The organism is Polaribacter aestuariivivens, assembly GCF_005885675.1.
Classification (GTDB): Bacteria; Bacteroidota; Bacteroidia; order Flavobacteriales; family Flavobacteriaceae; genus Polaribacter; species Polaribacter aestuariivivens.
Window position 1 is genome coordinate 37,422 of the sequence record NZ_VANR01000003.1, and the last position, 21,150, is coordinate 58,571.

The 21,150-nt window shown below is 30.6% G+C and carries 17 protein-coding genes; 10 read left to right on the plus strand and 7 right to left on the minus strand.

Going from position 1 to position 21,150, the window contains the following annotated elements; all coding sequences use genetic code 11:
• Window positions 1-24: 24 nt before the first annotated feature.
• The 3 genes from FDT66_RS06155 to FDT66_RS06165 all read left to right on the plus strand — a co-directional run bounded on the left by FDT66_RS06155 (window position 25) and on the right by FDT66_RS06165 (window position 3,059).
• On the plus strand, window positions 25-1,239 hold the full coding sequence (locus FDT66_RS06155; protein WP_138535292.1) for an aminotransferase class V-fold PLP-dependent enzyme: 1,215 nt from the start codon (window positions 25-27) through the stop codon (window positions 1,237-1,239).
• Window positions 1,240-1,470: 231 nt separating this feature from the next.
• A complete protein-coding gene (locus FDT66_RS06160; RefSeq protein WP_138535293.1) occupies window positions 1,471-2,562 on the plus strand; it encodes a zinc metalloprotease in 1,092 nt (363 codons plus the stop codon).
• Window positions 2,563-2,633: 71 nt separating this feature from the next.
• Window positions 2,634-3,059 (plus strand): hypothetical protein, encoded by a 426-nt coding sequence (locus tag FDT66_RS06165; protein WP_138535294.1) that lies wholly within the window; start codon window positions 2,634-2,636, stop codon window positions 3,057-3,059.
• Window positions 3,060-3,103: 44 nt separating this feature from the next.
• Here FDT66_RS06165 and FDT66_RS06170 read toward each other — a convergent pair whose 3' ends face one another.
• Together FDT66_RS06170 and FDT66_RS06175 are read right to left on the minus strand one after the other, a co-directional pair.
• Window positions 3,104-4,651, minus strand: coding sequence for an SGNH/GDSL hydrolase family protein (locus tag FDT66_RS06170; RefSeq protein WP_138535295.1), 1,548 nt, complete (start codon window positions 4,649-4,651; stop codon window positions 3,104-3,106).
• 18 nt (window positions 4,652-4,669) lie between these two features.
• Window positions 4,670-7,387: a TonB-dependent receptor gene (locus tag FDT66_RS06175; protein ID WP_138535296.1), complete on the minus strand. Its 2,718-nt coding sequence runs from the start codon at window positions 7,385-7,387 to the stop codon at window positions 4,670-4,672.
• A 191-nt stretch (window positions 7,388-7,578) separates the two neighbouring features.
• Between FDT66_RS06175 and FDT66_RS06180 the strand changes: the two genes are divergently transcribed.
• Together FDT66_RS06180 and serS are read left to right on the plus strand one after the other, a co-directional pair.
• Window positions 7,579-8,511, plus strand: a complete 933-nt coding sequence (locus FDT66_RS06180) for a bifunctional riboflavin kinase/FAD synthetase (RefSeq protein WP_171032330.1) — start codon at window positions 7,579-7,581, stop codon at window positions 8,509-8,511.
• Window positions 8,512-8,569: 58 nt separating this feature from the next.
• The gene (gene serS / locus FDT66_RS06185; RefSeq protein WP_138535298.1) at window positions 8,570-9,844 is read left to right on the plus strand and encodes a serine--tRNA ligase; all 1,275 of its coding nucleotides are present in this window, start codon (window positions 8,570-8,572) and stop codon (window positions 9,842-9,844) included.
• Between the two features lie 123 nt (window positions 9,845-9,967).
• Here serS and FDT66_RS14005 read toward each other — a convergent pair whose 3' ends face one another.
• Window positions 9,968-10,111 (minus strand): hypothetical protein, encoded by a 144-nt coding sequence (locus FDT66_RS14005; protein WP_171032331.1) that lies wholly within the window; start codon window positions 10,109-10,111, stop codon window positions 9,968-9,970.
• A 124-nt stretch (window positions 10,112-10,235) separates the two neighbouring features.
• Between FDT66_RS14005 and FDT66_RS06190 the strand changes: the two genes are divergently transcribed.
• The 4 genes from FDT66_RS06190 (at window position 10,236) to mgtE (ending at window position 14,644) form a co-directional block, all read left to right on the plus strand.
• A complete protein-coding gene (locus tag FDT66_RS06190) occupies window positions 10,236-12,035 on the plus strand; it encodes a tetratricopeptide repeat protein (protein WP_138535299.1) in 1,800 nt (599 codons plus the stop codon).
• Window positions 12,036-12,094: 59 nt separating this feature from the next.
• Window positions 12,095-12,424: a DUF4286 family protein gene (locus FDT66_RS06195; protein WP_138535300.1), complete on the plus strand. Its 330-nt coding sequence runs from the start codon at window positions 12,095-12,097 to the stop codon at window positions 12,422-12,424.
• 74 nt (window positions 12,425-12,498) lie between these two features.
• A complete protein-coding gene (gene rsmA, locus FDT66_RS06200; protein ID WP_138535301.1) occupies window positions 12,499-13,308 on the plus strand; it encodes a 16S rRNA (adenine(1518)-N(6)/adenine(1519)-N(6))-dimethyltransferase RsmA in 810 nt (269 codons plus the stop codon).
• Window positions 13,292-14,644 (plus strand): magnesium transporter, encoded by a 1,353-nt coding sequence (gene mgtE, locus FDT66_RS06205; protein WP_138535302.1) that lies wholly within the window; start codon window positions 13,292-13,294, stop codon window positions 14,642-14,644. The genes rsmA and mgtE overlap by 17 nt, the downstream gene beginning before the upstream one ends.
• Window positions 14,645-14,815: 171 nt before the next feature.
• On the opposite strand, the gene FDT66_RS06210 is transcribed toward mgtE, so the two are convergent.
• Window positions 14,816-15,346, minus strand: coding sequence for an RNA methyltransferase (locus FDT66_RS06210; protein ID WP_138535303.1), 531 nt, complete (start codon window positions 15,344-15,346; stop codon window positions 14,816-14,818).
• A 154-nt stretch (window positions 15,347-15,500) separates the two neighbouring features.
• Between FDT66_RS06210 and mutS the strand changes: the two genes are divergently transcribed.
• Window positions 15,501-18,074 (plus strand): DNA mismatch repair protein MutS, encoded by a 2,574-nt coding sequence (gene mutS, locus FDT66_RS06215; RefSeq protein WP_394347927.1) that lies wholly within the window; start codon window positions 15,501-15,503, stop codon window positions 18,072-18,074.
• A 167-nt stretch (window positions 18,075-18,241) separates the two neighbouring features.
• Here the strand turns inward: mutS and FDT66_RS06220 are convergent, their stop codons facing one another.
• The 3 genes from FDT66_RS06220 to FDT66_RS06230 all read right to left on the minus strand — a co-directional run bounded on the left by FDT66_RS06220 (window position 18,242) and on the right by FDT66_RS06230 (window position 20,885).
• Window positions 18,242-18,751: a hypothetical protein gene (locus FDT66_RS06220; protein ID WP_138535305.1), complete on the minus strand. Its 510-nt coding sequence runs from the start codon at window positions 18,749-18,751 to the stop codon at window positions 18,242-18,244.
• A gap of 836 nt (window positions 18,752-19,587) precedes the next feature.
• Window positions 19,588-20,193 (minus strand): DUF6705 family protein, encoded by a 606-nt coding sequence (locus FDT66_RS06225; protein ID WP_317130841.1) that lies wholly within the window; start codon window positions 20,191-20,193, stop codon window positions 19,588-19,590.
• Window positions 20,194-20,300: 107 nt separating this feature from the next.
• The gene (locus tag FDT66_RS06230) at window positions 20,301-20,885 is read right to left on the minus strand and encodes a DUF6705 family protein (RefSeq protein ID WP_138535307.1); all 585 of its coding nucleotides are present in this window, start codon (window positions 20,883-20,885) and stop codon (window positions 20,301-20,303) included.
• Window positions 20,886-21,150 lie beyond the last annotated feature (265 nt).

A 21,150-nucleotide genomic window follows, 5' to 3' on the forward strand; every position in this document is an offset into this window, starting at 1 on the left:
CTTTGTAAGATAAATAGATTTTATATGATTAATGTTGATAAAATAAGAAAAGATTTCCCAATTCTTAAAAGAACTGTTCACGGAAAACCTTTGGTGTATTTTGATAATGCTGCAACTTCGCAAACTCCTCAAATAGTAATTGATGCTATTGTAAATTATTACAGTAATTATAATTCAAATATTCATAGAGGCGTACACACTTTAAGTCAAGAAGCAACTGATAAGTACGAAGAAGCACGAATTAAAATTCAACGTCATTTCAATGCTAAAAATCCTTATGAAATTATTTTAACTTCAGGTACAACACATAGTATAAATATGGTTGCCTCTGGTTTTGCTTCAATTTTAAAAAAAGGTGATGAGATTATTGTTTCTGCGTTAGAACACCATTCAAACATTGTGCCTTGGCAAATGTTATGTGAAAAAACAGGCGCTGTTTTAAAGGTAATACCAATGTTAAAAAATGGTTCTTTAGATATGGAAGCCTATTATAAATTAGTAAATAAAAAAACCAAATTGGTTTTTTGTAATCATGTTTCTAATGCTTTAGGTACTGTAAATCCTATTGAAAAAATTATAGAAGCTGCTCATAAATTTGATGCAGCAGTGTTAATTGATGGAGCACAAGCAACACCTCATATAAAGCCAGATGTACAAGCTTTAAATGTAGATTTTTATGTAGCTTCTGCTCATAAACTCTGTGGACCAACTGGAGTTGGTTTGCTATATGGAAAAGAAGAATGGTTACAAAAACTACCTCCATATCAAGGTGGTGGAGAAATGATTGCTACTGTATCTTTCGAAAAAACTACGTACGCAGGTTTACCTCATAAATTTGAAGCTGGAACTCCAAATATTTGTGGTGGAATCGCTTTTGGAGCTGCAATAGATTATATGAATGCTGTTGGTTTTGATAATATTGCTTCTTACGAAGATGAACTTTTAAAATACGGAACACAAGAATTATTAAAAATTGAAGGTTTAAAAATTTACGGAACCACTTCAGAAAAAACAGCGGTTATTTCTTTTAATGTTGGCGAAATTCATCCATACGACATAGGTTCTATTTTAGACAAGCTAGGTATTGCTGTAAGAACAGGACATCATTGCGCACAACCCATTATGGATTTTTATAAAATTCCTGGAACCGTAAGAGCTTCTTTTTCATTTTATAATACCAAAGAAGAGATAGATATTTTAATAAATGGAGTTAAAAGAGCTGTTATGATGCTTTCTTAAAAAACATAATTCTTAAACATACTATTTTACCTCTTGAAAACCTCAAGAGGTATTTTTTTTCAAAAAAAACTTACTATTTAAAAAATAAATGTATATTCGTATCGCTAAAATTTTAAACACTTTTGTATTTATTTGTTATTTTTTAAACAAATTAACTATGAATTACTTAAGTTTTTAACTTATTTTAACAGTAAACTAACTTATTTTTTAACCCCAAAAATTCAATTTAAAATGATTAAAAAAGGATTATTAGCGTTACTTTTTGTAACTGCAGTTTTTATTGGTTGTCAAGAAAACTCTACTGACATTCCAAATGAGCAACAAGACCAAACAAGTGTTGACATGACAGATTTTTATCTGTTTACTGATGAAGTACAAAACTTATCTAAAGGTGCTGGAAAGAATAAAACCAAAAACTGTTATTCTATGGAGGTCTTAAACAGACAACTAAATGAAATACCTGGTTTATACAAAAAAATGTACGACGTTGAACTAAAAACTAGAAAATTTTTAGCAGCTAAAGGTAAACCAACAAAACCAGGAGGAGGAGGTTCTGATGGTGGTACTGGAGGTGATGATGTAGATGTTGCACCAATAAATGATGGTTTAGGTGTAATTAACATTCCTGTATACGTTCACGTTGTATATAGTAATGCAAATCAAAACATTAGTAATACGCAAATTGCTTCTCAAATTAGTGTTTTAAATGAAGATTTTAGAAAAGCAAATAACGATTTAAATTTACCTTCTGGAACTACGTTTGCAAACGATGCAACAGATGTAGAAATAGAATTTACTTTAGCAAATACTTTTAGATATAGTAACGCAAGAACTTCTTGGGGAACTAATAATGCTGTAAAAAGTGCATATCCTCCAGTATCTCCAAGTACACACTTAAATATTTGGGTTGCAGAAATTGGTGGTGGAATTTTAGGATATGCTCAGTTTCCTGGTGGAAATTCAGCAACTGATGGAGTTGTAATTTCTCCTCAATATTTCGGAACAACTGGCTTTGTTTCTGCACCTTTTAATAAAGGTAGAACTGCAACTCATGAAGTTGGACATTATTTAAATTTACGTCACATTTGGGGTGATGGAAGATGTCGTCAAGATGATTTTGTAGCAGATACACCAAGTTCTGATGGACCAAATTATGGTTGTCCTTCTTTTCCTACAGTAAACTGTAAAACTCCTGATATGACTATGAATTATATGGATTATACAAACGATGCTTGTATGTATATGTTTACAGACGGACAACGTAACAGAATGAGAGCTATTTTAAATCCTGGTGGAGCAAGAGCTGCTTTAGCTGGAAACTAAAAAACACCATTTTTTAATATTAAAGACGTCTTTTTTAGGCGTCTTTTTTATTTTTATAAATATAAATTTTCATGAAAAACAGTTATAAAATTTTAATGTGCTTACTATTAATAGCTAATTCTTGTTCTGCACAAAATAATGATATTGATCCTTTGTTTATCGAATACAATGCTCATACCAGAGGTAACTTTTTAAATATAAAATTAGAAAAAGATATTTTAACTTTTGAAACACCAAGTGTAAACAAAAAATTAAATTTAGAGAAAGATGAGATTGAAAAAATAAAAGCTGAAATAAGTGTCATAAATCTTTCTAAAATCCACTCTTTAAAAGCTCCTACTACAAAAAGATTTTCTGATGGAACAATGATTGCTTTTTTTACAATTAAAACCTCAAATGATGAATTTACATCTTCTGAATTTGATCATCAAAACCCACCAAAAGAACTTTTAAAGTTATACCATTTATTAGAAAGTTATGTAAATAAAAAAGGTTGAGAAATAAATTCTCAACCTTTTTTCTAATATCTTAAGTAATACTATTATCTTAAAGCAGGAGAGTAGTTTGTTGGAAAATCATCTGCTTTCGCTAAACCATCAGTAGCTACAGTAAAGTTTGAACCAAACTTAGCATCAATAGCTCCTAAAATTCTATTTGCCATTAAAGCATAACCTCTACCTGTTAAATGGATACCATCTAAACTTACCAAACCACCAGTAACTAAACTAGTTGTCATTGTATATCTATCAAATCTAATTCCATTTGCAGCTTCTCTTAAAATTGCATTTAAGTCTATTAAAGCAACATTATCATTGGAACTTGCTACATCAGTAATTGTGGCATTGTATGCTTCTGTAGCTGCTTGTACACTTGCCAATTCTGTAGATGTTAATACCCATTGATCTGCAAGAGGTACACCAACACCATTTACAGTTGCAGGATTGCTTGGATCTGCTAAAGTTCCTATAAATGAAGAACTTGGTAAAACTAATAAATCGTCTGCTGTTGTTTGTCTTAATTGAGGTAATGCTGCAAATGCAGGATTTATAGCGCCTAAATCTGTTAAATCTTCATCTACAATTACAACTGCATTTTGACCTGCAGCAAAAGAAATTGTTCTTTTTGCTACTTCAGCGTCTGCAGCAGCCTGAGTCATTGCTCCTCCTGCAACCAAAGCTCCAAAAGCTTGCTGAATTCCTCCATTATATTGAGCATAAGCTGCATTTACAGCTGTTGCTGTTGCTGCGTCTAAAGGAACTGGATTAAAAGGTACTGTTGTAAAATATGGTAGTAACGTAATGTCTGGAACTGTAGCAATTACTCCTTTTGCTCCTCCAGAGGTCATTGCTGTAACCATTCCTCTAAATACATTGTCAAACACTAAAGGATTTGTAATATCATTACCTCCATAAGTAGAAGGATCTAAGTTACCTGTTGGGTTTCCTGCAGATGGTGATTGGTCTACACCAGAACCACCTGAAGTTGCAAAACTTAAAACGTCATTACCACCAACTTCACTCAAAGTAAAAAAAGTTGGGTTTTGCGCCATTGCATCACCTAAAACTGTTGCTCCTACACTAGAAGCCATTCTACCAAAATATGGGTTTAAAGTAGCATAACCAGGAAAAGTTAAATGAAAACTTTTTGCTCCAGGAATTCCAAAATTATTAAAAGAAGTTCCAGAAGCCCTAGCTCCTAAAATTGTTTTTGGCAAAGCCATTAATCTTGTTGGTCCTACTCCATTAAAGTATAATCTTGGTGGTTGTGCAGCAATACCTCCTACTACAAAACCTCCAATATTATCTGACATTAATGGTTGGTTAAACTCTCCACCTCCAGCTAATTTAAATTTAGTGGCTAATGTTTTTGGAAAAGAGTTTTCTTGTGCTTTGATAAACAAAGCTCCATCTGTGAAACCTCCTGTAAAGGAAGCTCCTACCGCAACGTATTTAGAAAAGTCTAAATTATTTGCATTTACACTTACTTGTGGTTGTACTTCTCCTTCAATTGGATCTAATTCATTATTTACATCACAAGATGCAAGACCTATTGATATTAAAAGTAAACCTATATATTTATAATTTTTCATAAAATATCTTATTTTTTATTAGTTATTAATTGTCCAAGAAAGGTAGTATTGAGAACCAATAGCGCCTACTCCTGGTGCACTAAAATATTCTTGTCCTGTTAAATTTGCTCCTCCTAATTTAATTACAGATTTTAAAGAAGGTATTGTATAATTAATTTGAGCATCTATTACTGTTCTTGCGTCTACTGTAGCGTCTAAGAAAGTTGATTCCCATAAAAATTCATTTTGCCATCTTGCGTTGATGTTAAACCCAAAGTTTTCAAATAAATTGGTATGACCAAATTGTAATTTTACTTTGTGTTCTGGTGTATTAAAACCAGCTTCAAAATCTGGATCTGATGCTTGATCAAAATCAAATTTAGCGTACGTATAATTTACACCTAAATCAAATCCGTTTAAAACCTTTGTGTTTAAACCTATTGAAGCTCCGTAAGAAGTAATATCTGCAGTTGTGTTTGTATATGTTTGAAATGCTTTGAAATCTCCATTTTGTAATGCTAAAAGAGATAAGCTATTGTCACCTACAGTTCCATAAAAAGGTACTAATACGTTTTTACCAGAAATAAAATCATTGTAAATGTTGTAGTATCCACTTAAATCAATAGTAATTCTAGATTCTCCTGCAGTAACTAAACCTCTATAACCTAATTCAAAAGCCGTAACTTCTTCAGGTTTTACTAAAGGCGAGTTTGATGCTGTTGGAGTACCATTTTGAACAGAAGTTGCAGAGAAAGAATTCTCGTAAGCCAATCTACCAGATAACGTAGTTGTTGGTCCACCAACAAATGGCTGACCTGCAGTACTTACGTTTAAAGGAGAAGATGTGTATCTATCTAAATTGTCTGGAGCAGAACCTACTAAAATCGCTGCACCCGCATCTAAACCAATGTATTGGTCTTGTGTTGTTGGGTTTCTAAATCCTTTTTGAAAAGACGCTCTGAAGTTATCGTTTTTATTTTCTCCAGCTGCATAAGCCAAAGATACTCTTGGTGAAAAATTACCATCAAAATTTTGTGCTTTGTCATAACGAACAGAAGCTGTAAACTTCAAACGATCATCTTCTAAAAACTTCTTTTGCATTTGAGTGTAAACACCATATTCATCATAATCTATAGGACCATCAAAGTCTGTAAAAATACTTCCGTTAGAGTTCAAAGAATAAAGTCTGTAAGAACCACCTATTTGAAACTCTGCCCAATCTATTAATTCTTGAAAATTATAGTTTACATCTGAGTGATATAATTTTGTTTGATCCTGAAATCTAGAACCTGTAACCAAACTTGGGTCTGCAGTAACTTCATCGAAGGCAGCTTGATAAGCTGGTGTTCCAGGAATTAAACGACCTGTATCAGCTGCTGCTCTTGCTGCTACGTGAGAACCTGTTACTAAATAAGTTCCTGCATATTGTGTAAACCAATCTTGATCAGATTTCCATCTTCTATTAATATTAATTGCTGCAAAACGCGAGTCGTAAGAATTACCTGCATCTTCTGTAGTAACATATCCTCTAACAAAAAAGTTTTTACCTCTTAACTCTAATTTTTGCTGTGCTAAATAAAAGTCTCTAATATTATATCTATTTGCTCCTTGATAAATGGTATTACCAACACCAAACTTAGAATTAAAAATTAATTCTAACCTGTCGTCTCCAAAAGGCCTATAATGTAAAGCTGTGTTTAATTTAACACTTTTAGCTTCATAATCTTTCATTAAATCTCTTTCTTCGTACCCTGTTCTACTAACTCTACCTACAGCACCGCCTAAATCTACAGCAACCTCGTCACCATAAACATTTAACCCATCATAATCATTTACAGATCTGTCTCCAACTGCATATTCTCCATTTCTTGTGTTTCTATAATCTGTAGCAAACCATTCTGTACCTTTTAAATAAGAAAGTGTTGCTTTTGCTGCAAATTTTTCAGAAAAAGCATACGCCATTCTAATACTTACATCATGAAAGTTGTTGTCTCCTGCTGCATCTTGACTCGTAATACCATACTTGTAAGAAAAACTAATTCCTTGATCATTAAATGGACTTCTACTTGTCATAAACATAATACCGTTAAAAGCATTTGCTCCATATAATGCTGAAGATGCTCCTGGTAAAAGTTCTACTGTATTAACGTCTAATTCAGACATTCCTAATAAGTTACCAATTGCAAAGTTTAGCGCTGGTGATGAGTTGTCCATACCATCAACTAATTGCATAAAACGTGTGTTTGCAAAAGTTGCAAAACCTCTTGTATTTACAGATTTAAATGTTAAACTGTTTGCATTTACATCTACACCTTTTAAATTTTCTAAACCATCATAAAAAGATGGTGCTGTTGTATTTTTAATTGCTCTAGCATCCATTCTTTCTACTGTAACTGGAGACTCCATAATACGTTCTGGAGTTCTAGAAGCGGAAACAACTATCTCGTCAAGAGAAGTTTCATTTTCTGTTAAATTAGCTTCTACTTTTTGATTGTTTTTGGTAATTTCAATTTTTTCGGTTTTGTATCCCAACATTGAAACTTCAATTGTAAAAGGTGGTGTTTCTGACACTTTTAATACAAACTCTCCATCAAAATCTGTTGTTGTACCCACAGCTTTATTAGAAATTTTAATGTTTGCTCCTGGAAGTAAATCTCCTGTATTCGCATCTTTAACTGTACCTGTTACAGTGGTTTGAGCCACCATAGCAATGCTACTAAAAGCGATACAAACGAGTAGTAAAATCTTTTTTATCATAATTTGAATTAATTTGTTAACTATATGCAAAATACAATTTTTTTTGAATTATTAATTAATTGGTTAATTATTTTATCATTTTAACAAAAAAAGCACTCCTATTTATCATAATCTCATATAAATAATCCATTCTTTTCGTTAAAAAATAACCAATTAGTGTTGTACATTTGTGCTTAGAAAAGTTATTTTTTTTGAAAACTATTATTAATATATCCAATTTTTTAACGGAAGAAAAAACATTTGTTACCATTGGTACTTTTGATGGAGTTCATTTTGGGCATCAAAAAATATTAGAAAAATTAGTTTCAGAAGCAAAAACAGCTGGTAAAAAATCTGTTTTACTTACTTTTTTTCCTCATCCAAGAATGGTTTTGCAAAAAGACACATCAATAGAATTAATTAATACAATTAATGAACGTGAAAAACTGTTAAAAAAAACCGGATTAGATTATTTAATTATCCATCCTTTTAGTAGAGATTTTTCTAGAATGACCGCATTGGAATTTGTGAGAGATATTTTAGTGAATCAATTTAATATTTCAAAACTAATTATCGGTTACGACCATCATTTTGGAAAAAATCGTGAGGGTAACATCCAACAACTTACAGAATATAGCCACTTATACGATTTTAAAGTAGAAGAAATTCCTGCACAAGATATAAACGATGTTTCTGTAAGTTCTACCAAAATAAGGCGTGCTTTGGTAAGCGGTAATTTAAAAACTGCTAACAATTATTTAGGATACAATTTTATGCTGAATGGAACTGTTGTAAATGGAAAAAAATTGGGTGGTAAAATTGGGTATCCAACTGCAAATATAAACATTGAAGAAGATTACAAATTAATACCAAAAACAGGTGTTTACATTGTTAAATCTTTGATTGATAAAAATACTGTTTACGGTATGATGAATATCGGAAACAGACCTACTTTAAACGGAAATCATCAAACAATAGAAGTCCATTTTTTTGATTTTAATAAAGATTTGTATGGTAAAAAACTCACTATAAAATTAATTTATTTTTTAAGAGATGAACATAAATTCGATTCTGTAAAATCTTTAGTTTATCAACTAAAAAAAGATGAAGAAATTGCAAGAAACTACATAAAAAACAATCTTTAATTCTACATTGGTAAATTCTTAAGCTTACTGTATATTTGCCACATATATACAGAACAAAATGTTACAAGTACAATTTATTAGAGAAAACAAGCAAACCGTTTTAGAGGGTTTGGCAAAACGAAATTTTGCAAATGCAGAAAGCATTATAAATCAAGTTTTAACTGCAGATGAAAACAGAAGAGCTACACAAGTTACTTTAGACGATGTTTTAGCAGAATCTAATAAATTATCTAAAGAAATTGGTGGCCTTTTTAAGTCTGGAGAAGTGCAAAAAGCCAACATTTTAAAAGAAAAAACAAGTCAGTTAAAAGAGCAATCTAAAGAATTGTCAGAAACTTTAAACGGTTTTGCTGACGATCTTCAAAAATTATTATACCAAATTCCTAATATTCCTCATACTTCTGTAAAAGCAGGAAACTCTGAAGAAGATAATGAAAAAATTTTTAGCGAAGGTACAATTCCTAATTTAGGTGAAAATGCTTTACCTCACTGGGAATTAGCAAAAAAATATGATATTATTGATTTTGAATTAGGTAACAAAATTACAGGTGCTGGTTTTCCTGTTTACAAAGGAAAAGGAGCAAGGTTACAACGTGCATTAATCAACTATTTTTTAGACAAAAATATTGCGGCTGGTTATAAAGAGTATCAAGTTCCACATTTGGTAAATGCTGCATCTGCAACTGCAACTGGTCAATTACCAGATAAAGACGGACAAATGTATCATTCAAATGAAGATGATTTGTATTTAATACCAACTGCAGAAGTGCCTATTACAAATATGTTTCGAGATAATTTAATACAAGAAACAGATTTTCCAATAACAGCAACTGGATATACACCTTGCTTTAGACGTGAAGCTGGTAGTTATGGTGCTCATGTTCGTGGTTTAAACAGGTTACATCAATTTGACAAAGTAGAAATTGTAAGAATTGAGCACCCAGAAAACTCTTACAACGCTTTAAATGATATGGTAGAACATATCAAAAACATTTTAAGAGAATTAAAATTACCTTACAGAATTTTAAGATTATGTGGTGGAGATACAGGTTTTACAGCTGCTTTAACATTTGATTTTGAATTGTTTTCTACAGCGCAAGACAGATGGTTAGAAATTAGTTCAGCTTCAAATTTTGAAACTTTTCAAGCGAACAGGTTAAAACTTCGTTTTAAAAATAAAGATGGAAAAAGCGAATTAGCACATACCTTAAATGGTAGTTCATTAGCATTACCAAGAGTTTTAGCAGGAATTTTAGAAAATTATCAAACTGAAAACGGAATTAAAATACCAGAAGTTTTAGTGCCTTATTGTGGATTTTCTATTATTGACTAAATTAGTAAGCAGTCGTCAGTTGGCAGGAATCATTCAGTTTGTTTGCGGTTGAATGCAATCGTAATTTTAAGTATCTGTTTGCAGTCAGAAAATGACTGCCTCCCGAAGAATAAAAACTGTAGACTAATTAGAAACCACTGCAACCATTAATCTTTTGTATTTATTCATTTCTACAAGAGAATTTAAATACGCAGATATTTGACCCTTTTTCATAAACTCTATTGAGTTGTTTTTAGCAATTTCGTATTGTTGTGTAAAAGTTTTCATAATAGTTAATTTAATTGGTTATATACTCTAAAGACAAGTTTCGTGCCAAAATGTTACAAAGGAAGCTTTAAAAAGGTATTGGTTTAATAAAAAATTAACAATTTTGTTGTTTATATTTACATCTATGAAAAATCTTTTTTTTCTTATTTTATTCACAATCAGTACTTTTAGTTTTGCTCAAAACACACCGCAAAACGATTATTTACTTGCGGAAAATTATTATAGAGAAGGTGAGTATGAAAAAGCAACCCAGCTTTTTAAAAAGCTATATACTCAAACACCTTTTAATACTACATATTTGGGTCGTTTAATATCATGTTACCAAGAAACAAATCAGTTTCAAGAGGCAGAAAATTTATTAAAATCACGTATCAAGTCAAACAACTCACAAGTTTACTTATACGTTTATTTAGGTTATAATTATGCTCGACAACAAGAAGAAGAAAAAGCAAAAATTAATTATGATTTGGCTATAAATTCTTTGGAAAAAAATGCTGCTTATGGTGGTGTTATTGGACGTCTTTTTAAAGATTATAGTCTTTTAGATTACGCTATTTTGGCTTACCAAAAAGCGATGGAAAAAAATAAAAATGCAAATTATAACTTTCAAATAGCACAAATTTATGGTGAAAAAGGAGACTACAAACAAATGTTTGAAGCTTACATAGATTTAGTTGATAAAAATGAACAATACTTTAGTCTTGTTCAAAGATATTCGAGCAAATATATTACTGACGATTCAGAAAACGAAGCCAATATTTTATTCAGAAAAACATTATTAAAAAAATCTATAAGCAACCCAAAAGACACTTGGAACATGCTGCTAAGTTGGTTGTTTGCACAACAAAAAGACTATACAAAAGCCTTTATACAAGAAAAAGCTTTGTACCAAAGAAATCCTGTAGAATTATCAGAAATATTTACCTTAGGAAAAATTGCTTTCAATAACAATAATTTTGATGCAGCTACGCAATGTTTCAACTTTATAAAAGAAAACTCAACCAACAAAGATGAAAAAATAGATGCTAATTTATACATTGCTAAAATAGCTGTAGCCACAAAAAACCCAGATACAGAAACGCTATTTCAATCACTTTTTAATGAGTTTGGTAAAAACTCTTCAACTATAAAAATACAGGTAGAATATGCTGATTTTTTAACTTTTGTAGAAAATAAACCTGAAAAAGCAAAACAGGTTTTAGAAGAAGCAATAAACTATTCCAGTTCTAAATTTGATCAAGCAAGAATTAAATTAAAACTTGGCGATATTTTAGTTTTTACAGGAAAGTTTAACAAAGCATTGATTTATTTTTCTCAAATTCAAACACAATTAAAAAATCACGAACTAGCACAAGAAGCTCGTTTTAAAGTTGCTCAAACTAGTTACTTTAAAGGCGATTTTACTTGGGCAAAAGCACAACTTAAAGTACTAAAAGGTTCCACAACACAGCTTATTGCTAATGATGCTGTAAATTTGTTCTTAATAATTTCAGATAATGAACCCTTAGATTCTATTCCATCAGGTTTAAAAGAGTATGCAAATGCAGAATTACTGGCGTATCAAAATAAAGATAATGAAGCCATAGCCGTATTAAACTCCATCTTAGAAAACGAAACCTTAAAACAATTAAATGGTGGTTTTGTTCCGATTACAAATAATGTATACTTTAAAATTGCAAAACTGAAAATAAAACAACAAAAATACGAAGAAGCAATTTTAAATTTCGCAAAAATTATAGCCGCAGACAATCAAGGATTTTTAACAGATGATGTTTATTACGAAATGGCAGAACTATACAACTCTTTAAATGAAACTGAAAAAGCTAAAGAGTACTATCAAAAAATAATATTTGAGCACCCTTCTAGTATTTACTTGGTAGAAGCCAGAAAAAAATACAGAAAATTAAGAGGAGACAACATATAATTAATTGGTTTTTAGTTATTTTTCTATAGACCACCAACTAAAAACAAACACCAAAAAAAATGTACATATACAACGTAACAATAAATATTGACGACAATGCACACGATGAATGGTTAATATGGATTGAAAATCATATTTCTAAAGTTTTAGATACAGGCAAATTTTCATCTGCAAAACTTACAGAAGTATTGGTTGAAGAAGAAATGGGAGGCAAAACATATTCCATACAATTCACAGCAAGCTCAAGAGAAGATTTAGATGAATATTACAAATTAAATGCAGATGAATTAAGAGCAGAAAGTTTTCAAAAATTTGGAAATAAAATGATGACTTTTAGAACAGAGTTAAAAGTTGTAAATGAATTTTATCCAACCGCAATCAACAATTAAATAGCTTTTACCCAAAATCCTCATTAAAAAATTACCAATTTTTAACAGTACATTTGTAAACCAATTTTAATTAAATGAGTGTAAAAGCAAAAAAACATTTAGGCCAACATTTTTTAACCGATGAAATTATTGCAAAAGATATTGCAGATGCTTTAACGGAAAATGGTTATGATGACGTCTTAGAAATTGGTCCAGGAATGGGTGTTTTAACAAAATATCTACTTCAAAAAAAATCAAAAGTTACCGTTTTAGAATTAGATCGAGAATCTGTAGTATACTTAAAAGAAGTGTTTCCAGTAGAACACCTCAACTTAAACACCTCTAAAGAAAAGTTTGAAATTATTGAAGGTGATTTTTTAAAGAAAGAAATTTCAGAAATTTTCGATAAAAAACAAGTTGCAATTATTGGCAATTTCCCATACAACATCTCCACCCAAATTGTTTTTAAAGCTATTGAAAACAGAGAATATGTAGCAGAATTTGCAGGCATGTTTCAAAAAGAAGTAGCTATGAGAATTGCAGAAAAAGAAGGCAGTAAAGTTTACGGAATACTATCTGTGTTAACACAAGCATTTTTTGATGTAGAATATCTTTTTACAGTTCCACCAAGCGTTTTTAATCCGCCACCAAAAGTAGATTCTGGTGTAATTCGTTTCACAAGAAAAAAAGATTATTCACTTCCTGTAAACGAGAAATTGTTTTTTAGAGTTGTAAAAACAGCCTTTAATCAACGTAGAAAAATGTTGCGTTCCAGTTTAAAATCTTTCAATCTTTCGGAAACCTTAAAAGAAGACCCTATATTTGCGAAACGTCCTGAACAATTATCTGTTCAAGATTTTATTTCACTTACGCAAAAATTAGCAGCAAATGATATTGGAAATTAATGAAGAATTTCTAGACAATCTAAAAGAACTTATCGCTTCTAAAAACGATAAGGAAATATCTGCGTTCTTTTCTGAAGTGCATTTTGCAGATATTGCAGAAGTTTTAGATGAGTTAAATTTCGACGAAGCAATTTACATTATCAAGCTTTTAGACAGCGAAAAAACATCTGAAATTCTAACAGAGTTAGATGAAGACACGCGTGAAAAAATCTTAGAAAATTTATCTGCCAGAGAAATTGCTGACGAAATTGGAGAGATGGATTCTGATGACGCTGCAGATATTATTGGTGAACTTTCCGAAGAACGTCAAAGACGTGTAATAAATGCTCTTGAAGACGATGATTTAGCTGCAGATATTAAAGAGTTATTATCTTATGACGATAATACTGCAGGCGCTTTAATGGCAAAAGAACTTGTAAAAGTATACGAAACTTGGACGGTTGCTGGCTGTATGCGAAGAATTCGTGGTCAAGCAAAAGAAGTAACCAGAGTACATTCCATTTACGTAGTAGATAAAGAAGATAAATTGGTAGGTAGGTTGTCTTTAAAAGATTTAATTACCTCAAAATCTGACCAAAAAATTGCCGATATTTTAAAGCCAAAAGTAGATGCTGTAAATGTTCACGAAGATGATGAAGAAGTGGCAAAAATTATGGCAAAATACGATCTAGAAGCCATTCCTGTTGTGGATGATAACAACGTTTTGGTTGGTAGAATTACCATTGACGATATTGTAGACGTAATTAGAGACGAAGCTGATAAAGACTACCAAATGGCAGCAGGATTCTCACAAGATGTAGAAGCAAATGACACCATTTGGGAAATTACAAAAGCACGTTTGCCTTGGTTAATTTTAGCACTTTTTGGAGGCTTTATTTCAGTTTCTGTTCTTGGTAGTTTTGATAGTGCAATGAATAATTATCCAGAATTATTCTTTTTTACACCATTAATTGCAGCAATGGCAGGAAATGTAGGTGTACAATCTTCCGCAATTATTGTGCAAGGTTTGGCTAACGACAGTTTAAAAGGTTCTTTATTTAAAAGACTTTTAAAAGAAATTTTACAAGGTTTGTTAAACGGATTTGTTTTGGCAGCTTTGTTAATGTCTGCAGGAATGTTGTTTTTAGGTTTTGGCTTAAATTTAGGAATTACTGTTGCAACTTCCTTAATTTCTGTAATTATAATCGCTTCAATTATTGGAACATTTATCCCTATTATTTTGGCAAAAAGAGGCATAGATCCTGCATTGGCAACTGGCCCTTTTATTACAACCAGTAATGATATTTTAGGAATTCTTATTTACTTTTCAATTGCGAAACTCGTTTTAGGGTTTTAGGGCGTTTCCTTTCAGGTCGCGCTTTCCACTATATCTTTTTGTGAAAAACAAAAAGGATGCCGTTTCAATCGCTAACGCTGGCTTGTTAATTAGCTTTTTTTGAAGTTAAAAGTATATTACTTGTTTAAAAAATAGTTTTGCATTTCTAATTTTGCAAGAAAATCAAAACAGTTACAACTTCATTTTACAAAACAAATCCCAAATTACAACACCTGTTGTTACAGAAATATTTAAAGAGTGTTTCGTACCCAATTGCGGAATTTCTATACACAAATCAGAAGCATTTACCACTTCTTGTTGTACACCTTTTACCTCATTTCCCATAACAATTGCATACTTTTCACCTTTTTTAGGATGAAAAACATCTAATTTTGTGCTGTTTTCTGCCTGTTCAATAGAAAGCACTTTTACATTTTCGTTTTGTAACTTTTTAATCAGCTCTAAAGTATTTTCTTTGTATTCCCAATCTACAGATTCAGTTGCACCCAAAGCTGTTTTATGAATTTCTTTGTTGGGTGGTGTTGCACAAATACCACATAAATATATTTTTTCAATTAAAAAAGCATCAGAAGTTCTAAACACAGAACCAATATTATTTAAACTTCTAATATTGTCTAAAACTACAATTAAAGGCGTTTTTTCAACAGATTTAAATTCATCAACTGTAATTCTACCTAACTCGTTATTTTTAAGTTTTCTCATATACTTTGGTTGTTGGTTTGTGGTTTATAGTTTTTGGTGTCTTAACTAATAACCAAAAACTAAACACTAACAACTATATTTTATATCTTCGCAAAACTAACTGAAAATTTCCAAAACCTTGGCAAAATCCAAATCAAAAAAGGTAACGCCTTTAATGAAACAGTACAATGCAATCAAGAATAAATATCCTGATGCTATGTTGCTTTTTCGCGTGGGAGATTTTTACGAAACATTTGGTGAAGATGCTATAAAAGCAGCTGGTGTTTTAGGAATTACACTTACAAAAAGAGGTGCTGGAAGCGATTCTGAAACTGCCTTGGCTGGTTTTCCTCATCATTCTTTAAATACCTATTTACCAAAGTTGGTAAAAGCAGGAATGCGTGTGGCAATTTGCGATCAATTGGAAGATCCAAAAATGACCAAAACCATCGTAAAACGTGGTGTCACTGAATTGGTAACTCCTGGAGTTTCTTTAAATGATGAAGTTTTACAAACTAAAAAAAACAATTTTTTAGCTGCGGTTCATTTTGATAAAAAACAACTCGGAATTTCGTTTTTAGATGTTTCTACAGGCGAATATTTAGTAGCTCAAGGCACTGCAGAATATATAGATAAACTATTACAAAACTTTTCTCCAAGTGAGGTTTTAGTTCAAAAACAACACAAACAGCAATTTTTAGAGCTTTTTGAAAATAGATATTATACTTTTTATCTGGATGATTGGATTTTTCAAACGGAATATGCCAACGAAACTTTGCAAAATCATTTTGAAGTAAAAACACTAAAAGGTTTTGGCGTACAAGATTTAAAAAACGGAATTATTGCAGCTGGTGCTGTGTTGTATTATTTATCAGAAACACAACACAACCAGTTAAAACACATTCAAAATATTAGCAGAATTGCAGAAGATAATTATGTTTGGATGGATCGTTTTACGGTTAGAAATTTAGAGTTATACAACCCAAACTCAGTAAATGCAGTAACACTTTTAGATGTTATTGATAAAACCATTTCGCCAATGGGAGGAAGATTGTTAAAACGCTGGTTGGCACTTCCTTTAAAAAATATCGACGAGATTAAAAACAGGCATGAATTGGTAAAGTTTTTTATAGATTCAAGTGATTTTTCAAAAACAGTAACTTATCAATTAAAACAAATTTCCGATTTAGAAAGACTCATTTCTAAAGTGGCAACAGGCAAAGCTTCACCAAGAGAAATTGTATTGTTAAAAGATTCTTTAAAAGCCATTTTACCAATAAAAGTAGCATCACAAAAAAGTAAAAATAAAGCCGTAAAAGAACTCGGAAATCAACTACATACTTGCGAAGTTTTAATTGAAAAAATTACGGAAACCTTGTTTGATGATGCACCTGTAAACATTAATAAAGGAAATGCAATTGCCAATGGTGTACATCAAGAATTAGACGATTTACGCGCAATTTCATCTTCAGGAAAACAGTATTTAAATGATATGTTGGCTCGAGAAACTGAAGCAACAGGAATCACAAGTTTAAAAATTGCTTTTAATAATGTTTTTGGGTATTATATTGAAGTGAGAAATACGCATAAAGACAAAGTTCCTGATACATGGATTCGTAAACAAACTTTGGTTTCTGCTGAAAGATACATCACTGAAGAACTTAAAGAGTACGAAACCAAAATTTTAGGTGCAGAAGAAAAAATTCAGATTTTAGAGCAAGAAATTTTTTCTAAATTATTGCAATATGTCATAGGTTTTGTACAAAAAGTGCAAGAAAATGCGCAAATTATTGCAAAAATTGACTGCTTACTCTCTTTTTCTGTTTTAGCAGTAGACAATAATTATGTGCGCCCTATTATGGATGAAAGCACAGATTTGGAAATTAAAAATGGAAGGCATCCTGTTATTGAAAAACAATTGCCAATAGACCAAACGTATATTGCTAATGATGTTGTTTTAAACAGAAATCAACAACAAATAATTATGATTACTGGACCTAATATGTCTGGTAAATCAGCCATTTTAAGACAAACAGCACTCATTGTACTATTGGCACAAATGGGAAGTTACGTACCTGCACAAAATGCAAAAATTGGTATTGTAGATAAGATTTTTACCAGAGTTGGAGCGAGTGATAATATTTCTATGGGCGAATCTACTTTTATGGTAGAAATGAATGAAACTGCTTCCATCTTAAATAATGTTTCTGAACGTAGTTTAATTTTATTAGATGAAATTGGTAGAGGAACCTCTACTTATGATGGAATTTCGATTGCTTGGGCAATTTCTGAGTTTTTACACGAACACCCATCCAAAGCAAAAACATTATTCGCGACTCATTATCACGAATTAAACGAAATGACTGCTACTTTCGAACGCATTAAAAACTTTAATGTATCTGTAAAAGAATTGGAAGACAATATTATTTTCCTTCGTAAGCTCGTTTCTGGCGGCTCTAATCACAGTTTTGGTATTCATGTAGCAAAATTGGCTGGAATGCCCAATATGGTGATTCGTAGAGCGAATAAAATATTGGCGCAATTAGAGAAAAACAATAAAAATGCGGACGTTAAAGATGTTTTAAAACAAACGCAACACGAAGAAATGCAACTCAGTTTTTTTCAGTTAGATGACCCGCTTTTAGAAAATATTAGAGACGAGATTTTATCGACAAATATTGATACGCTAACACCCATAGAAGCGTTAATGAAATTGAACGAAATTAAGCGGATGTTGACGAAGAAATAATGTTTATGTGTATGATTAGTGGCGTGTTTAAGCACCTAATTTAGCAAATAAAAACCGAATAGAAATCCGCGAGGATTTTCGTATTTAAGCTAGAACTAGCAATAAATTATATACGGATTGTTGTGTACAGTTATTTTGATAAATAAAATAGAACATAAATAGAATTATTAGTTACAAGGTTTATGGTCACTGAATGTTGAATTTTGTGTAAATACAGTTCCTATACTTTCAACAAATATATTATAATTCATATAACCAATAACTGTAAAATTAATTCTGTCATTTTGAGCACTTGTTGAAAGGCTACCACCTGTGTGATGCCAAGTGACACCCAGTGTAAATCCAGATATCCATGAGTTTAAATTACTTCCTGAACAGCCATTAAAATTGAAACCAACATTCATATAAACACCAAAACCTCCAATGTAAGCACTTTTTTTAAAGTATCCTTCATCATCACCTCCTCCACCTCCATCATTTGGTGGTGCATGCGTAATGACTGCTGAATTAGAAGATCCATTTGTTATTGACTCCATTCTATTTAAAAAAACGTCCATCTCTTCAATATTATCAAAATATATAGGTTCTGGTAATTTATTTTTTGATTTGCTTAAGAGAAAAGTTGATTCATCTTGAAAAGTATAATTATTGTTTCTTTTTTTTAGATGTTCAATCAATTTTTCTTTTGTTAACTTTTCTTCTTTTATAAGTAATTCCTCATCTGAACATGAAAAAGAAATAATCGTTAAGAAAAGGTAATAATTTTTAATTTAGTTTTCATTTAATTTTTTTTTAATAAATAATACTACTAAAACGGCAATTACTATCAAAAATATTTGCCAAAATAAAATTTTCATTTTGATTTATTTATAAGTTCATTTTACTCTTTCGATTTTCAATAACTCGGTTTACTTATTATTTTATTTCGGTTTCAACTTTCACATTTCCGAAGTTGGATTGTCAGTCCTTAATATTGACTTTAAGTTAGTTTAATTGTACACAACCATTTATATCTCTATAAAAAGTTCTTTTAACCCTTATTATTTAATATTAAAAACAAGGTTTTATGTTTTTTAACTAGCATAAAATAGAAGGAAAATCTCTTTTTCTTTTACCATAGTTTTTTAGCAATTATTTTATTTGGTAAACATAAACGATAAAAAAGTACTTGTCAATCCCTGAGCACCGTATATTTTTTGTATCCCTGAATTCAGGGATACATATCCCTGAGCTCAGGGATAGCTGTTTTTTAATTAATTAATTTTGAGTTGTTTGTGAAATGTTTTTAGCTCCGAATAATAATTTAAAAAAACTGTTTTAGAAATTTTAAGAATTATAAAAACGCAAATTTTTGTTTTAGAGTAAAAAATTGTATGAGGTTTTGGATTTTTTTTAATCAACAAATATTGATACTTTAATACCCATTGAAACATTGATGAAATTGAACGAAATTAAGCGAATGTTGATTAAAAAATAAACTCCTTTAAAAATTAAAAGAGTTTACTTTAGTTACTTATTGTTTTATCAGTAAATATTCTCCATAAGGTACTCTAGGTTCTTGCGGAGCATCATCGTAAGGTAAAATTATGCTATCATTACTATAAATTACAGCAGATAATTTTTGGGGATTGCTATTAGGTATAAACCTTAAAACAATGGTAGATTGTAAATAATCTCTTTCTGGATCATTAAAGTACATTTCTATTCTACGCTCATTAGATGTGCAAGTAATACATTTAGGTCTTTCATTTGGTTTTATTATATATGAACCTCCTATGTTTTCTTCTTTATTAGAATTTAAATTAGCTAAAGTATTTACTAATTCAGTACCATTTTTCTTATAAGAATATTCAGCAACTAAATAATCTCTAAAGATATCCCTAATTTTGATTTTATGTTTTTTTTGTATTATAATTAACATCTCACTGTCTGTAGATTGAAACTTCCATGTACCTACAAATTTATCTAACTCGTTGTTTAAATCTTTGTAGTATGCTCCTTTAGGTGTATTAGAAGGCGCATCTAAACCAACTATTGGGTTTTGTGCTTTACATGATATAGCTGCCACTATTAATAGTGTAAAAATTATTGTTTTAAAGACAATCTCTTTATACCTCATCTTCTTATATAAATCTAAATTTATTTTTGATTCCTATAGATAAATAAAATCAATATAAGTGAAAAATAAACTCCTTTAAAAAAATTAAAAGAGTTTATTTTAGTTACTTATTGTTTTATCAGTAAATATTCTCCATAAGGTACTCTAGGTTCTTGTGGAGCATCGTCGTAAGGTAAAATTATGCTATCATTACTATAAATTACAGCAGATAATTTTTGGGGATTGCTATTAGGTATAAACCTTAAAACAATGGTAGATTGTAAATAATCTCTTTCTGGGTCATTAAAATACATTTCTATTCTACGCTCATTAGATGTGCAAGAAATACATTTAGGTCTTTCATTGGGTTTTACAATAAAAGCACCACCTAAATTTGCTATTTGCTTACCACCAAAATTACTCAAGGTATTTACTATTTCAACTCGATTTTTATTATAAACATATTCTCCAATTAAAATATCATGATAATCTGGAGCTATAAAATACTTATCTTTTTTCTTTAATGTTATTAAAAACTGCTCATTTGTATTCTCAAATTTCCAAGTACCTACAAATTTATCTAACTCGTTGGTTAAATCTTTGTAGTAAGCTCCTTTAGGTGTATTAGAAGGCGCATCTAAACCAACTATTGGGGTTTGTGCTTTACATGATATGGCTGTCACTATTAATAGTGTAAAAATTATTGTTTTCATAATATTTATTGTTTATTACATTCTTCTTTAATAATTGTTTTATTATCTGGGCTTAATGTAAGTTTTTTTCATACATATTCAATTTTTACAACTAAAAAGTAAGTTATTTTTTTTCTTAATTAGAATGCAATCTATTTTATAAACCTAAAGTAAAAAAAGCACTTGTTAATCCCCAAACATTGAATGTTTTTTTTAACTTACACAAAAAATTGTGTGAGGTTTTGGATTTTTTTTAATCAACAAATATCGATACTTTAACACCCAT